At 35.9% G+C, this 14,498-nt stretch carries 11 protein-coding genes; 6 read left to right on the top strand and 5 right to left on the bottom strand.

Going from position 1 to position 14,498, the window contains the following annotated elements; all coding sequences use genetic code 11:
• Positions 1-207: 207 nt before the first annotated feature.
• Positions 208-651, top strand: a complete 444-nt coding sequence (locus MSWAN_RS03305; protein ID WP_013825200.1) for an adenylyltransferase/cytidyltransferase family protein — start codon at positions 208-210, stop codon at positions 649-651.
• A gap of 319 nt (positions 652-970) precedes the next feature.
• On the opposite strand, the gene MSWAN_RS12195 is transcribed toward MSWAN_RS03305, so the two are convergent.
• Positions 971-3,721, bottom strand: a complete 2,751-nt coding sequence (locus MSWAN_RS12195) for a pseudomurein-binding repeat-containing protein (protein WP_013825199.1) — start codon at positions 3,719-3,721, stop codon at positions 971-973.
• 681 nt (positions 3,722-4,402) lie between these two features.
• On the opposite strand from MSWAN_RS12195, the gene MSWAN_RS12435 reads away from it, so the two are divergent.
• Positions 4,403-5,503 (top strand): thiamine-phosphate synthase family protein, encoded by a 1,101-nt coding sequence (locus MSWAN_RS12435; protein WP_013825198.1) that lies wholly within the window; start codon positions 4,403-4,405, stop codon positions 5,501-5,503.
• Positions 5,493-6,497 carry an SIS domain-containing protein gene (locus MSWAN_RS03290; RefSeq protein ID WP_013825197.1) on the top strand — a complete coding sequence of 335 codons (1,005 nt, stop codon included), beginning with the start codon at positions 5,493-5,495 and terminating at the stop codon, positions 6,495-6,497. The genes MSWAN_RS12435 and MSWAN_RS03290 overlap by 11 nt, the downstream gene beginning before the upstream one ends.
• Positions 6,498-6,784: 287 nt before the next feature.
• On the opposite strand, the gene MSWAN_RS03285 is transcribed toward MSWAN_RS03290, so the two are convergent.
• The 4 genes from MSWAN_RS03285 to MSWAN_RS03270 all read right to left on the bottom strand — a co-directional run bounded on the left by MSWAN_RS03285 (position 6,785) and on the right by MSWAN_RS03270 (position 10,692).
• A complete protein-coding gene (locus MSWAN_RS03285) occupies positions 6,785-7,216 on the bottom strand; it encodes an Hsp20/alpha crystallin family protein (RefSeq protein ID WP_013825196.1) in 432 nt (143 codons plus the stop codon).
• A complete protein-coding gene (locus MSWAN_RS03280; RefSeq protein WP_013825195.1) occupies positions 7,182-8,207 on the bottom strand; it encodes an NOG1 family protein in 1,026 nt (341 codons plus the stop codon). Before MSWAN_RS03280 ends, MSWAN_RS03285 begins: the two co-directional genes overlap by 35 nt.
• Positions 8,208-8,737: 530 nt before the next feature.
• Positions 8,738-9,316 carry a TIGR00296 family protein gene (locus MSWAN_RS03275; protein WP_013825194.1) on the bottom strand — a complete coding sequence of 193 codons (579 nt, stop codon included), beginning with the start codon at positions 9,314-9,316 and terminating at the stop codon, positions 8,738-8,740.
• Positions 9,316-10,692 carry a TldD/PmbA family protein gene (locus MSWAN_RS03270; RefSeq protein WP_013825193.1) on the bottom strand — a complete coding sequence of 459 codons (1,377 nt, stop codon included), beginning with the start codon at positions 10,690-10,692 and terminating at the stop codon, positions 9,316-9,318. Before MSWAN_RS03270 ends, MSWAN_RS03275 begins: the two co-directional genes overlap by 1 nt.
• Positions 10,693-11,069: 377 nt before the next feature.
• Between MSWAN_RS03270 and MSWAN_RS03265 the strand changes: the two genes are divergently transcribed.
• The 3 genes from MSWAN_RS03265 to MSWAN_RS03255 all read left to right on the top strand — a co-directional run bounded on the left by MSWAN_RS03265 (position 11,070) and on the right by MSWAN_RS03255 (position 14,399).
• Positions 11,070-11,993 carry a class E sortase gene (locus MSWAN_RS03265; protein ID WP_013825192.1) on the top strand — a complete coding sequence of 308 codons (924 nt, stop codon included), beginning with the start codon at positions 11,070-11,072 and terminating at the stop codon, positions 11,991-11,993.
• Between the two features lie 469 nt (positions 11,994-12,462).
• A complete protein-coding gene (locus tag MSWAN_RS03260; protein WP_013825191.1) occupies positions 12,463-14,016 on the top strand; it encodes a homocysteine biosynthesis protein in 1,554 nt (517 codons plus the stop codon).
• Positions 14,013-14,399, top strand: a complete 387-nt coding sequence (locus MSWAN_RS03255; protein WP_013825190.1) for a 4Fe-4S dicluster domain-containing protein — start codon at positions 14,013-14,015, stop codon at positions 14,397-14,399. The genes MSWAN_RS03260 and MSWAN_RS03255 overlap by 4 nt, the downstream gene beginning before the upstream one ends.
• Positions 14,400-14,498 lie beyond the last annotated feature (99 nt).

Raw genomic sequence — 14,498 nt, 5'->3', positions numbered from 1 at the left:
TTTTCAAAATTTTAGAATGAAGTAAATCTTATTGAAAGAACCAGTTTATTTGATCCTATGAAATAGTTTTTATTGATTTACTGGTGTATAAATATTTAAAAGTATTATAAAAATTAAACTGGTATTTATAAAATTAAAATAATCTAAAAACAACGTTTAACAAATAAAAACATAGAACTAACAGGAGTTGTAATCATTAAAATTGTAATGGCAACAGGAACATTTGACATAATACATCCAGGTCATGGATATTACCTTGAAGAATCAAAGAAACTCGGAGGAGAAGCTGCAAAGCTTGTTGTGGTTATTGCAAGGGATGCAACGGTAAGATCAAAAAAGAGGGTGCCAGTTGTTAATGAAAAACAGCGCCTTGAAGTTGTGAAAATGATGAAACCCGTTGATGAGGCATACCTCGGAAGCACAACAGACATGTTCAAGATAGTGGAAAAAATAAAGCCAGATATCATATCAATAGGGCCAGATCAGAGTTTTGATCTGGACAAACTTAGGGGAGAACTAAAAAAGAGAAATTTAAATTCTGAAGTTATCAAAGTTGAAGGATATAAAAAATCAGACCTTGACAGCTCCTGTAAAATCATTAAAAAGATAAAAAAGATGGAATTTGACGAGAAAATCTTCAAAACTTGTTGATATTAGAATCTAATTGAATTTGAAGCTTAGATATTTTAAAAATTAAATTCTTCTTATAAATTCTTTTTTAAAATTAAATCTTCATTTTTTTTTATTAAATACTTTTTAGCATTTTTTTTGAGATTTTTTGAGAAGCTTTTTGAGACACATTTCATTTTAACATTATCATTTTAGCTCTTTTTAGTACGTTTTTTATATTATCAAAAGTTAACTGATAAAATTATTTAAACGTGCAAAAAAAAACTGGGATTAATAAGATAGAATATGATCTGTTTGTCACTAGTTTTTTTAGACCTAAAAAAAGAAAAAAAAGAAAAATTTAGAACGGTAGTGTTGCGTATGTTCCATATATCTTTACCGTTGCCGTGTTCCAGTTGTTTATAACTCCAAAGGTGTTTCTGTAGCTTATAGCATCTGCATTGTACCATTTTCCATTGACATACACCTGCGCCCAGACATGGCCGTACCACTTAGTTGAAAACTTGCAGTAACCATGCTCGTAACGAGCTGGAATACCTGCTGCCCTCTCAAGTGCGATTAATAAATGAGATGTGTCAACACAGTTTCCGGTTTTGGCCTTTAACGTTCCAACTGCACCATAATCGGTGTTGGAATAGAACGAATAACCAATGTTATCCCTCACCCAATTGAATATTGCCGCTGCCTTATTGTAGGTAGTAGTTGCATTAGCATTGCTAATAATAGACTTAGACAACGCTATTATCTGAGCATTAGTAGACTGACAGTTAGTTGTAGCCTTCAAATACTGCTGTAGGCTTGCGGGTATCGTTGTATTCGTGTTCGTTGTATTTTTTGTTGTGGCCGTGTAATTTGACCATGGTTTGATTGCAGCATAGGTTGGTAAAACCTTATTTACACTGTAATAGCCCATTATCCTCGAATACATGTAAACCAAGGATTGATACTGAATTTTCCCTAGAGAACTTGACGCATAGTTAGGAGCTTTACCATATGAATCCATAAATGACTTAATAGCCTTAGCCATGCTAACGTACTCTGTTTTTTTAATGTTCCCTGATTTAACACTATCTACCGGATTTAAAGCAGCACTCTCATTCTTAAGAGTTACTGAAGCCTTCGAACCACTACTAACCTGCAACAAACCACCAGTTAACAACCGCAAGAACTCAGGCATCTCAACCTGAGTCACACCAATCGTCACATAAGCAGGAAGCTTCTTATTAGCCTCAACATAAGCCTTAACCCTAGAAGCCGCATCACCTATCTGAGCAACAGTGAAACTCACAGCACCACTAACAGTCCCATTACTCGTTGTACCTGATGTGTTCGTTGTATTTTTTGTTGTGGCCGTGTAATTTGACCATGGTTTGATTGCAGCATAGGTTGGTAAAACCTTATTTACACTGTAATAGCCCATTATCCTCGAATACATGTAAACCAAGGATTGATACTGAATTTTCCCTAGAGAACTTGACGCATAGTTAGGAGCTTTACCATATGAATCCATAAATGACTTAATAGCCTTAGCCATGCTAACGTACTCTGTTTTTTTAATGTTCCCTGATTTAACACTATCTACCGGATTTAAAGCAGCACTCTCATTCTTAAGAGTTACTGAAGCCTTCGAACCACTACTAACCTGCAACAAACCACCAGTTAACAACCGCAAGAACTCAGGCATCTCAACCTGAGTCACACCAATCGTCACATAAGCAGGAAGCTTCTTATTAGCCTCAACATAAGCCTTAACCCTAGAAGCCGCATCACCTATCTGAGCAACAGTGAAACTCACAGCACCACTAACAGTCCCACTACTCGAAGTACCATTACTTGTACCAGCCGCATTCGAACCCGTTGCATTTGCTGTTGTACCCGATGTACCCGTTGCATTCGAACCAGTACTCGTTGCATTCGAACCAGTACTCGTTGTACCTGATGTACTAGTTGTATTCACAGTTCCATTATTTGAACTTGAATTTGTAAAGAAATCTTTGTCTAACCAACCGTATCTGAAGAGTACATATCCTGATGAGCCGTTTGACACAGCAGAGTTTATATCTCCTATTATTTCAGATGCTGGTAGCACTGTTAAGTTATCGTCTGAACTGTAGGTTTGAATACCTGCTACAACAGGTTTTCCATTTGCATGACTTACTATGTATGCTGTTGTTTTGCTTATCCAAGTAGTGTTTCCCTTATAATTCCCTTTATATATCATTGGAACAAGGAAATCTAGGTAAGATGATAGTGCCGTGTAGTTTTGACCATAGTTGTAAGCGTTGTCCCCGCATTCTGGCATGAGCGCTGCTGAAACTGCTACGTTTTTGTTTATAGACTTCACGGTTTCATACACCTGTTTAACAAAGTTTGTTATGGTTTCTGTTCCACCCGCATGTTTGTACGCTGTTCCAGGATACCTAACATAGTCCAGGTGTATTCCATCGATGTTGTAGTTTGTAGTTATATCTGTAACCTGATTTAGAATATCATTAATGGTCTTTGTACCGTTTGTACTTTGTGGATCAATCCACTTTCCGTTGGAATCAACGAAACATGTGATCCATGCATTAACTCTTATTCCACTATCCTTAAATTTCTCAAGAACAGTTTTTAAGACACTTTGGTATGTTGGAACTGAAATTCTATTCGCTTTAACGAATATATCCGTTATTCCAGATTCTTTTAATTCATCTACGCTGACGTTATTTACATCATCCGTACTGAGCCAGATCCCATGGATTTTATTATAGGATCCATCTCCTGCTGCCTCCGTTGTATTTTGAATTGTTGCTGATCCGTTACTGTTATCACTATTGCTGGTACTGTTTGTGGCTGATTCTGTGCTATTAGTTGTATTTACTGGGCTTTTGGATGTATTACTAACTACAGTGCTTGCATTTGCAGACCCTGAAGTTGTATTCTGAATATTCGTCGTGTTCTGGATGTAAGTTGTATTTAAGCTGCTAAAGTTGTCGTTCGTGAGATTTTCTGAATTTTGCTGGTTTGCTGTGGTGGCATAAGTATTATTTAAACCAATCGATGCTACACTTAAAAGAAGTAGCATCAAAAGCAACAAATGTCGCTTCATTTATACTGCCCCCCAATTGTTTTCAGCAAGTGTCAGATGAACATTTGTGGTTTTCTGACAATTAGATGATCGTTGTTTGAAACATATAAATCTTTTGATTTGAAACTCTAAAAAACGAGATTAAATCAAGCATTTAATGATTTAAAGCCCTTAAAAAGAGAATTTCAGTTGCATAATCAAGATATTATTACCCAGTTCTTTATATTATTACTAAATCAAATTCCATTTTTTAATAGAAAGTTGAACTAAACGATGCATTCAAAATTAGGCAAATAAACTGATGATCTAAAATAAAATAAGTTTCTTTTGAGTAGAAAGAATTCTTAGATTTTATAAAATTAGAATTATACGCCTAAAAACTACATTTAATCCATTATTATCATTAATTTTATCGGATACCCTCATTTAAATAATTTAAATAACTATTTCAAACTTAATTTAGATATTTTTTCAACCTCATATTTTTATTAATTATTACATTAAATCCAATCAGAATCTTGGTCTGGAGATAATGATAATAATTTTGATAGTAAATTTGTGATCATTGGCCTCAAAATTTTATAACTTATTAAGGCTTTAATTAAAAAAATCCTATTTTTTAAAGGATTTAAAAGAAATTAAATTCTATTAATCCATTTGATACTAACACTTATATCTTATAAATTTAAAATATAGTACAATATGGAAATTGAAAACATCAAAAGGGCCGTTGAAATCCTGCAAAATTCTCCAGAATTTGCAACCATCATCCCTGAAGTTAGAAGTAATATTGTGATGGCAAAGGAGAATGCAAAAGATATAAATGACGTTGCAGGCATTCCCGGTCGCATAACCGTTGTAAACGGCAAGCCAAGGGCTTTCATAGAGCCAGATTTTGGAGCTTCATCACACATGGCAAGGCTTGTGCTGAGTATGATGGAACACGACCCAACACGTCGAAGCGCCCTGAACATGAAATATCACCCCCTCATAATAGAGATATGTGAAAAGCTTGGACTTCAGGTTTCTTCATATGATAGGGGCAGGGAACCTGAAACTGCGCGCAAAGTTGAAGGTGGAACAATACCTTGGGGTGTTGAAGAAGCCATAAGTAAAGTAGGATGTGTTCCGGATGTTGTATACCACACAGGAAGCTGGGGAAAAGAACCTATAATCTGTCTTATAGGGCCTGATGCTGTGGAAGTTGCTGAAATGGCAGTTTGTATTGCGAAACTCTTTGATAAATATAATGTTCAGGAATCTAAAAAAGCTCAATGCGACGTTCCTGAAGTTCCCCGACCCTGTTACGATGATCTCTTCGCTCCCTCACGCGGTTCCTATGTGGGCAAAAAACCACATGTTTCCTGTACATTCTGTGCAATAGCAGAAGGCAACAAGGAGGTAGCTTCAAGAGTTTTATATAGGGACAAGAACAATATGGTGCTTATGAATATATTTCCCTACAACAGAGGGCATATTGAGGTTGTACCTGTAAAACACTACACGGATTTAAACCAGTTAGATCCCGATGAACTCAGGGATATTTTTACTCTTGTTCAAAGATCAATAAAACTCGTTAGAGAAGTTATAAAACCTGACGGAATAAATGTAGGCATAAACCTGGGTGAAGCTGCAGGATCAAGTATAGAACATATCCATATCCATATTGTACCTCGTTTTAAGGTTGAATCTGGTTTTATGGAAACTACTGCAGATACAAGAGTTATTGAAGAGAGTATTGATGATACTTATACCAAATTCATGGAAAAAGTTGATATTTTGAGGAATGATCATGAAGTATGACATGTATTACGAAATATTAGAGCAGCCCAAATCATTGAAAGAGACTTTAAAGGCTGAAAAATCCCATATGAAGGAAATAGCAGAGAAATTTGCAGAATTTGATAAAATACACCTTGTAGGGTGTGGAAGCTCTCTTTCAACCTGTTACTCCGTAAGGGATGCAATGGGTTTCTTATCCGGTAAAGAAATAGATGTACACACTGGGTACGAATTTTTCTACCATAAACGTTTGCAGAATGGTAATTCAGGAGTTCTATTAACATCCCAATCTGGAGAAACTTCAGATACATTGGCAGCGCTACGTAAAGCTAAAGAAAATGGTTTGTACACTGTTTCCATCACAAATGAAGAAAAAAGCAGCATGATGCAAGAGTCAGATGATGCTGTACTCACAAGGTGCAATAGAGAAACAGCAATACTTGGAACGAAGACATATATGACTCAACTTATGTCTTTATACGAGATCCTGTTTAGCATGGAAGGATCAGAAGCTTCAAAAGATGTTTTAAGGGACCTTGAAAAAGTTCCAGCCATCACAAGTGACCTCATAAAGAAAACAGAGGATGAAAACAGGGCTCTTGCAGAAAAATACAAAGATGATGAGATATTTTACTGTATGGGAAGCGGTCCCAACTACGGCCTGGCCTATAAGGTTGCAATGACCATGTTCATGGAAGGTGCGTTGAAACATGCTTGTCCACTTTATTCAGGAGAGTTCAGACACGGTTTAATTGAAAGAGCCGAAAAAGACGTCCCCATAATGTTTTTAGACGCTGATTATTCAGGGGATGAATTGACCCATAAATCAATGGAATTTTCAGATAAAATTGGCGTAAAAAAGATTTTATATAAAATGGAAGATTACGCAGACATTAATCCACTTCTTTCACCATTTGTGCTTGTTATTCCAATTGAATGGTTCGTATATTACCTTGCGCACTTCAACGGAGAGGATCCTGGAAGTACAAGGCATATTGGGAAGGTTAGATACTGATTGTTAACACAGGTTAGTTCTCTTCCTGAAAATGTCGTTTATAATTAGTAAATAGACTTAGAACATAAATATAGGCTTAGAACATATAAAATTAAATATAAAAATTAAACCCTACATTTTTATCTTTTTATTAAATTATTCTTTTTAGACTATTCTCATTCATAAAATTGCTAAAAATTAAATTGTTTAAAAAAAATAAGTTGTTAATTAGTTGTTTAAAATAATTAGTTAAAAAATAAATAAAATCTGGATTTTAGGATTCAAAATGCTGAAAATTCAAGTTAATCTCAATCCACTTTGATTTCAAAGCTCTCTTTCTTCTCAAGTTTTGGCAGTGTAACTGTCAAAACGCCGTTTTCGAACTTTGCAGTTGTCTCATCCATCATTATCTTTGCAGGCAGAACTATGATCCTGTTCGCCTCTCCGTGTTTCCTTTCCCTTTTTATATAATTGACATCCTCAACTTCCAGTTCTCTTTTGAATTTTGCCATGACCCCCAGGCTGTCCTCTGTGATATCTATCTTTATATCATCTTTTTTAACCCCAGGAATGTCTATTTTAACTATGATATTCTCATCGTTTTCCATTACATCCATAATTAACTTTTCAGGAACTTTAGAAGTATAATCAGATATTGCCCTTTCAAGCCCATCCTGTTTTTCGCGTATAGTATCTACCATATCGTTAAACATCTGCTCTGCTACGTATCTTCTTTTCATTATTAAATTCCTCCAACTTCGTTATTATTTCAGATACTCCTTTTCCCTCCGATGCTGCAACCATCAATGGCGCTTCTAATCTGTTAATGTATCCATTTATGTACTCTTCATTTATGTACTCAACATCCTTCACCAGGTCCATTTTGTTAAAAACAGAGAAAATGGGAGTTTTAAAAACCTGTTTTATCTCTTCAAAAAGTCTAAATTGACTATCAAGTGGATATCCTGAAGTTTCAGATGCATCAAAAATGAATATTATCACATCTGCAAGGTGTTCCAGTGCAACCATTGCATTGAGCTCTATTTCATTCATTTCATTTATTGGACGGTCAAGAAGTCCGGGAGTGTCAATTATCTGGTAGTGCTGCCATCTTTTTTCGAAGTGACCTATCTGGATTCCAGTGGTTGTGAATGGATAGTCTGCAACCTTGGGCTCTGCAGATGTTATCTGTCGAAGTAATGTTGATTTTCCAACGTTTGGGAAACCTGCTATAACTGCTGTGGTTGCATCAAAGTCTATGGAAGGCATGTTCCTGAGTTTCGCCTTTGCAAAATCCAGAAAGTTCAGCTCATCTTCGATCCTGTAAACTACAGATGAAATACGGCCAAATGCTTCACTTCTAACTCTTGAAGCATTTTCAGGGCTTGTCCTTTTGACTTTAAAAAGGTACTTGCCTTCAAGTTTGGATATGAGTTCAACAGCCCAGTTTAAAGCTCCAAGTGACTTTTTAAGTTGGTCAACACCAACAACCACATCTATGTAATCCTGATAAAACATGTGCATATCCTCTACCTTGGGGACCTTCTCAAGAATTGCAGTAAATGATTCTTTTATAACATCACAGGCCGTCTGAATACGAGCCTCCTCAATCTTCTTTGACTTTTGATGACGAGGAATTTTTGAGGTTCTGACCTTATTTGCAGCTTTTTTAGCCCGGCCAAAACCCTTGTCCAGAACCTCTTCTGGTGTTGGAATCGTTGGTATAATCATTATCTCACTTTCTCCTAAAATCAATTAAATCTAAACTAATTGTCAATTCAATAATTTTATCCGTTCAATAATTAGTTTTTATTATCTAATCATTGTTTAATGCATTTAAAAATAGAGCATAAATAGGTTTAAATCAAATAATGATTCAAATTTAATTCATATAGCTTCTATAATAAGTATCTTTAAGTTTTATAAACCAGTACATAGGTACTTTTCTATGATGTTATACTTTCTTTATTTATAATTATTATTAACCTATTTAAATTATTTGTAATATTCTAGCATTGTCATCAATTTTCCAGATTTTCAGGTTCTTTATTCAGATTCCTTAATTTAATTATATTCTAATCCTTTCTTTAATTTAATTCTTAATTTAATAATTCCTATTTTAATTCTTATCTATTTTTAGCTTTTTATTTAATGCTCTCTCTATTTTTAGCCTTTATTTTTATATTCCTTTATCTGATCGTTTAGTAAACTCTTTTCTATTCCTTACCCTTTTGATTGTTTAGTAAATTCTTCTTTTTTTACTATTCCTTTTCCTGAAATATCTGGGAGTGGAACTTGTAAATCTTCACATCCTCGTAGAGCCAGCAGTCTGTGGAAAGTCCGGCCTTCATGCAGGTGTTGGAGAGAAACTCTTCAGCATCCCAATGCCATTCAGTAGCCACTTGAGGAAGAAGAAGTCCCCTGTAGGGCCCCCTCTCAACTATAAGGCCATCTCCACCTATATTAACTTTACTCACGTATTGGGAAGGTTTTTCAACTTTTATAAGCTCGGGTTTGGTTAGAACGCTCACTTCAACATGGATATCATCCAGTTCCCCTGCCCTTAAAGGTGGGAAGCGCGGATCCCTAGTTGCTGCAGATATTGCAGCATCTATAACCGCATTTACAAGGGGCATAACAGGTTCTGGATACCCTATACAACCCCTGAGATCTCCATTACAAGTTAAGGTTACAAAAACACCCATATCTTCTTTCAAAAGAGTCTCTACATCTTTAGGAAATTCTATAACTCTTTTTTCCATTAAATAATTTGTTATAGCTTTCCTTGCAAGTTTAACCAGAAAGTTCCCATTTTCCTCAGATAGTTTTTCGCCGTTCATCACATTGCTCCTCCAACCATTGCTCGTGTAACCCTAACATGAGGTCCTCCATCCCCCACAGGCACAGTCTGCCCTGATTTTCCGCAGAAACCAACACCTAACTTGAAATCTGATCCCACTGCATCTACATGGTTCAACATCTCCAAGATATTTCCGGATAAAGATACATCTCGCAGTGGCTCTTTAACCTCTCCGTTTTCTATCATAAAGGACTCTGCAGCGTTAAACTGGAATATCCCCTTTCCAGTGTCCACCTGACCACCTCTTGAGCCTTTAAGATATATTCCGGTTTTCATACCTTCAACCAATTCATCAAAGGTTTGATCACCTGGTTTCAGATAGGTGTTGCTCATACGAACTATTGGTTGTTCCCCAACAGCAGATCTGGCATTTCCAGATGGTGTGATTCCGAGTTTCGACGCTGTTTCCCTGGAGCTCATAAGGGAAACCAAGGTTCCGTCTTTCACAAGAACATTCTCACGTGTCTTTACACCCTCAGCATCGTAGGGGTAATATCCAAATGCGTCCATACTTGCATCATCCACTATTGTAACAAGTTTAGAACCTATTTGTGTTCCCATTTTGCCTTTGAGTATTGAATCATTCTGCAGGATCAGGTCGGCTTCTGTAGCATGACCCAATGCTTCATGGATGAACACCCCTGTAAGTTCAGAGTCCAGGACAACAGGAAAACTTCCAGATGGTGGTGAATTTGCTTTCAGAAGCCTCACTGCCTTTGAAGCAGCAGTTCTTCCGAATTTTTCTATATCCTCATTTTTTACGGCCTCAAAACCTTTTGCTCCACCTATACTTTTGTGTCCAAACTGGATGATACCCTCATCTGAAGCTACGGCATTTAAAAACATCGCAACTCTGGATTCTTCAATTGTGAGGAATGACCCTTCTGAATTGAGGAAGGTTGTTGTTCCCTCTGTATCAACGTAGTTTACAGTTGTACTCACAACTTTTGGGATTTTTGCTGCGCTGTCAGCATCGGACATTATCTCCTTCTTCTCATCCATTGATACATCGGATGGTTTGAGCTTTGCCAGGCATTTCACAGTATCAACTTCGGGCCGTGCATCTGAAAGTTCCACATCACTTTGTAGAGAATTTGCAAGTTTCAATGCAGATTCTGCTGCTTCTCCAATCTTGGATATTTGATTTGTGAATGCAAAACCCCATGCTCCTCCTTTAAGCACACGGATACAGCCTCCAAGATCCGAACCTGATCTTATCTCCTGGATCTTGCTGTCTTTCATAATTATTGCCGTGTTATAACTCTCATTAACTCTTATATCCGTATAATCTGCTCTTTTTTCAAGAGAAGTAATTGTTTTTTTGAGTAAATCTAGATCTAACTCATCTTCAGTCATATATGCTATATTTAGACCCCCGTTCTCATAAACTACAATAATAATATTATAATTTTAATATTTTAAGTATATAATTTAATTTATGTCTTTTTAGGGTATATTTTTTGGGTTAATATAAAAATAAGTATTTAAAACAATTATGAAATGAGATCTGTATAAAAATTAACAAATTTATGGACTAATTATTTGATCTATTTATGGAATAACGTTTCAGTTAAATTAATGGATGCATGAAATTCAGATTTAATTTTGCATTGATATTAAAAAAATCTTTTATTTTATGTTACGAAGAATTTATATGATACAATGAGAATGAAGATACAAAATAATTCATAATTAATAAAAATTAATATATTAAAAGTAAGTGAGGAAATCTTTTGAAAATCAAATCTTTCTATTTAATAGTTATTCCCTGTGTGTTTATTATTCTTGCAGTAGTTTTTGCAGGAGAAAAAATTGAAACTAACCAGTATAATGGTAGTGATATCTCATTTGATTATCCACAAAGCTGGCAAATAATTAATGGAACAAGCACACCTGAAATAGTTGTATTCACAGATCCTAAATCTGGATCAAATTTAACAGTTAACAAACAGGCCATACCTGCAGGTTATACTCCTCCAGAGAATTTTACACTTAAATCATCTGCAGCAGAACAATCCGGATTTAAATTTGTATCTCACAGTGTTGTCGATCTAAATGGAACCGAAGCCCATGAAAATGTTTATCAAATAACTCAAAACGGCACTTCTCTTAAAAGAACAGAAATATGGGCTGAAAAAAATGGAGCGCTTTACAGTATCATTTTCACCAGTCCCACTAATTCATCGGAAAGTAGTAAGCAATTAGATGTTGTGGCCAAAAGTATGAGTATTAAAAATTCCACAACTGAAAACACAAATATAATTGGGACTCTATCACTTCCCACCTTAGGAAAGACTTGGAACATACATACAGAGACAGTAAATGCATATAACGATGTTTACCACTCACCAAGTTTTTATCCCGGTGAAAATGGTACAGTTGGAATATATGGACACCACACCAAGTATTCTGCACCATTTGACGAAATTGACCAGCTTAAAGTAGGAGATCAAGTAATAATAAACGATTTCATAACGCAAAAGAAATACATTTATCAGGTAACGAGCAACGGTGATATTAAATGGGATTACGAAACAAATCCCGTGCAATTCCTTGCAGGAAATGCTGAACTCACCTTAATAACCTGTTACCCTAAAGGATATAGTGAAGCAGCGTACATGACACACACCCAATTAGTAGGGGTGGAGCCCCTTTAAACCGGGTTTATAGAACCATAAAAATTGGTATTTATATCATTTATCTTAAGCTGGCTTAAGATAACTATAATCGGGAAAAAAGTAATTATGTTATATTCAATGTATCTGGATCAAGTACTGGAAGTGAAAAAGTGTTAATTCAATTTGACATACAACACTTCTGTTGCGGTCCAAAAGTCTGCAAATTAAATTAGTATATGGAGAAAGGATGGGTGTAGAAGGTTAAAGGTGAATTATATCCTATTTACATATTCTTTTTTTTTAGATCATCCTAATAAAATTAAGTTGTAATCCTCATTTTTTTTCATTTAGTCTAGATAGTCTATGCGGATAGTCTATGATTTAATAACAAGTATAACCTAATAAATCATTAGATCTATAACCTAATAAATCACTAGATTAATGATTTATACAAGCATTTATTTTGATTGATTTTATTGAATGACAAGTAGCGACACTGGGTGAGTAAATGAAGACCATAGAAGAAATAAACCAGAAGATCAAAGATGGAGATGTGGTTGTTGTAACAGCCGCTGAGATGACCCAAATTGTAAGGGAGAATGGTGCAGAAAAAGCTGCTAATGAGGTTGATGTTGTAACAACAGGTACATTTGGTGCCATGTGCTCTTCAGGAGCTTTCTTAAACTTCGGACATTCAGACCCACCAATAAAAATGGCAAAAACTTATCTAAATGGTGTTGAAGCTTACTCAGGACTTGCTGCTGTTGATGCTTACTTGGGGGCAGGTCAACCAAACAGGAATCCTGACATAGCCTTTGACTACGGTGGAGCTCATGTAATAGAGGATCTTATAAGGGGCAAAGACATAGAACTCATTGCAGAATCCTATGGAACAGATTGTTATCCGCTCAAAGAGGTAAAAACCAGTATAAACATTGAAAAACTGAACCAAGCTGTTATGGTAAACCCAAGAAACAGTTACCAGAACTATGCTGCAGCAACCAACTCCACTGAAGAAACACTTTACACGTACATGGGTACACTATTACCTAAAATGGGGAACGTGAGTTATTCAAGCGCTGGTGAGCTCAGCCCACTTTTAAATGACCCTTACTTTGAAACTATAGGGTTAGGTACTCGAATATTCCTCTGTGGAGCTCAAGGTTACATAATAGGGGAAGGAACACAGCACAACACTGAAGTTGAACGTGAAAATGGAGTTCCTGTTGATGGGGCGGGTACGCTCATGCTCAAGGGAGACATGAAAAAGATGAGCTCAGACTATGTGCGCGGTGCAACCATGCCCAAATACGGTTCAACACTTTTTGTGGGATTAGGCGTTCCAATACCTGTACTCAACGAAGAGATAGCCAGAAGGACTGCCATAAGCGATGAAGAAATCGTTTGTCATGTTGTTGATTACGGTGTACCAAAACGAAATCGTCCCACAATACTGAAAACCAATTATAAAGAACTTAGAACTGGACATATTGAAATTAACGGTGTTGAAGTTCCAACATCACCATTATCATCCTACAAAAAGTCTGTGGAGATTGCAGGAGAGCTTAAAAATTGGATAAATAAAGGAGAGTTTTACCTTACAAATCCAGTTTCAAAGTTACCATCTGAAGGAATCAGTGTAAATCCACTGGAAATTAAAAAACCTTCAATTCTTGTGAAAAATATTAAAATTAAACCGTTTATAACCGTTTATCCAACAGATGAAGTTGATGCAGTTGCAAAGAAACTCGTTGACAACAGTGTAAACCATCTTCCAGTTGTTGATAAGAATGGAAAACTCCGGGGAATAGTAACATCATGGGACATAGCAAACGCTGTTGCCAAGGGTAAAAAGAAATTATCAGATGTTATGACCCGTAAAGTAATAATAGCCCGTGAAGATGAGCCTGTTGATGTTATAGCAAGACGTATAGATAAGTATGAAATTTCAGGGCTCCCAATTATAGACAAAGAAAATAATGTGAAGGGCATGATAACAACCGAAGACATTTCAAGGTTGATCTACGATACAAAAAAAGGTAAAAATGGTGGTTCCTTATGAAAGCATGGCTAAATTTTTCACCAAACATAGTAAACAAAACAGTGATATCTGATCTCATTAAAAATTATGATGTGAGCTTCAACATCCTCAAAGCAGACATAACACCCAAAGGGGGTAAAATGCTCATTGAAATAAGCGGCAGCGAAGCTGAGGAAGGTATAAAATTTCTCGAAAAAGAGGGAATCAATCTCAACCCAATAAAAAGGGTTGTAAAAAAGGACGACGATAAATGCATAGACTGTGGTGCATGCGTGTCTTTGTGCCCTGTAACTGCCATTTCAATTGAAGATGATTGGAGTGTTGAGGTTGATGATAAGCTGTGCATTGGATGCGGTGTATGCACCTATTCCTGTCCAATGAAGGCAATAAATATTGCTGAATAAATTTGAATTTCAACCTTTTTTTTAATTCTTGGAAATTTTACTTAAGTCTGTCTTGGAAATCTTAAATTAGTTGTAGTTGATTTAAGAGTTGTAATTGAT

The sequence above is a fragment of the Methanobacterium paludis genome, assembly GCF_000214725.1.
GTDB classification, from domain to species: domain Archaea; phylum Methanobacteriota; class Methanobacteria; order Methanobacteriales; family Methanobacteriaceae; genus Methanobacterium_C; species Methanobacterium_C paludis.
This window is presented reverse-complemented; position numbering and strand designations above follow the sequence as displayed.

Coding starts and splice junctions, on each gene's coding strand:
- MSWAN_RS03280 (WP_013825195.1), bottom strand. CDS start 8,207: ATGATTATACCAACGATTCCAACACCAGAAGAGGTTCTGGACAAGGGT.
- MSWAN_RS03255 (WP_013825190.1), top strand. CDS start 14,013: ATGAAAGCATGGCTAAATTTTTCACCAAACATAGTAAACAAAACAGTG.
- MSWAN_RS03305 (WP_013825200.1), top strand. CDS start 208: ATGGCAACAGGAACATTTGACATAATACATCCAGGTCATGGATATTAC.
- MSWAN_RS12195 (WP_013825199.1), bottom strand. CDS start 3,721: ATGAAGCGACATTTGTTGCTTTTGATGCTACTTCTTTTAAGTGTAGCA.
- MSWAN_RS12435 (WP_013825198.1), top strand. CDS start 4,403: ATGGAAATTGAAAACATCAAAAGGGCCGTTGAAATCCTGCAAAATTCT.
- MSWAN_RS03275 (WP_013825194.1), bottom strand. CDS start 9,316: ATGAACGGCGAAAAACTATCTGAGGAAAATGGGAACTTTCTGGTTAAA.
- MSWAN_RS03260 (WP_013825191.1), top strand. CDS start 12,463: ATGAAGACCATAGAAGAAATAAACCAGAAGATCAAAGATGGAGATGTG.
- MSWAN_RS03290 (WP_013825197.1), top strand. CDS start 5,493: ATGAAGTATGACATGTATTACGAAATATTAGAGCAGCCCAAATCATTG.
- MSWAN_RS03270 (WP_013825193.1), bottom strand. CDS start 10,692: ATGACTGAAGATGAGTTAGATCTAGATTTACTCAAAAAAACAATTACT.
- MSWAN_RS03285 (WP_013825196.1), bottom strand. CDS start 7,216: ATGAAAAGAAGATACGTAGCAGAGCAGATGTTTAACGATATGGTAGAT.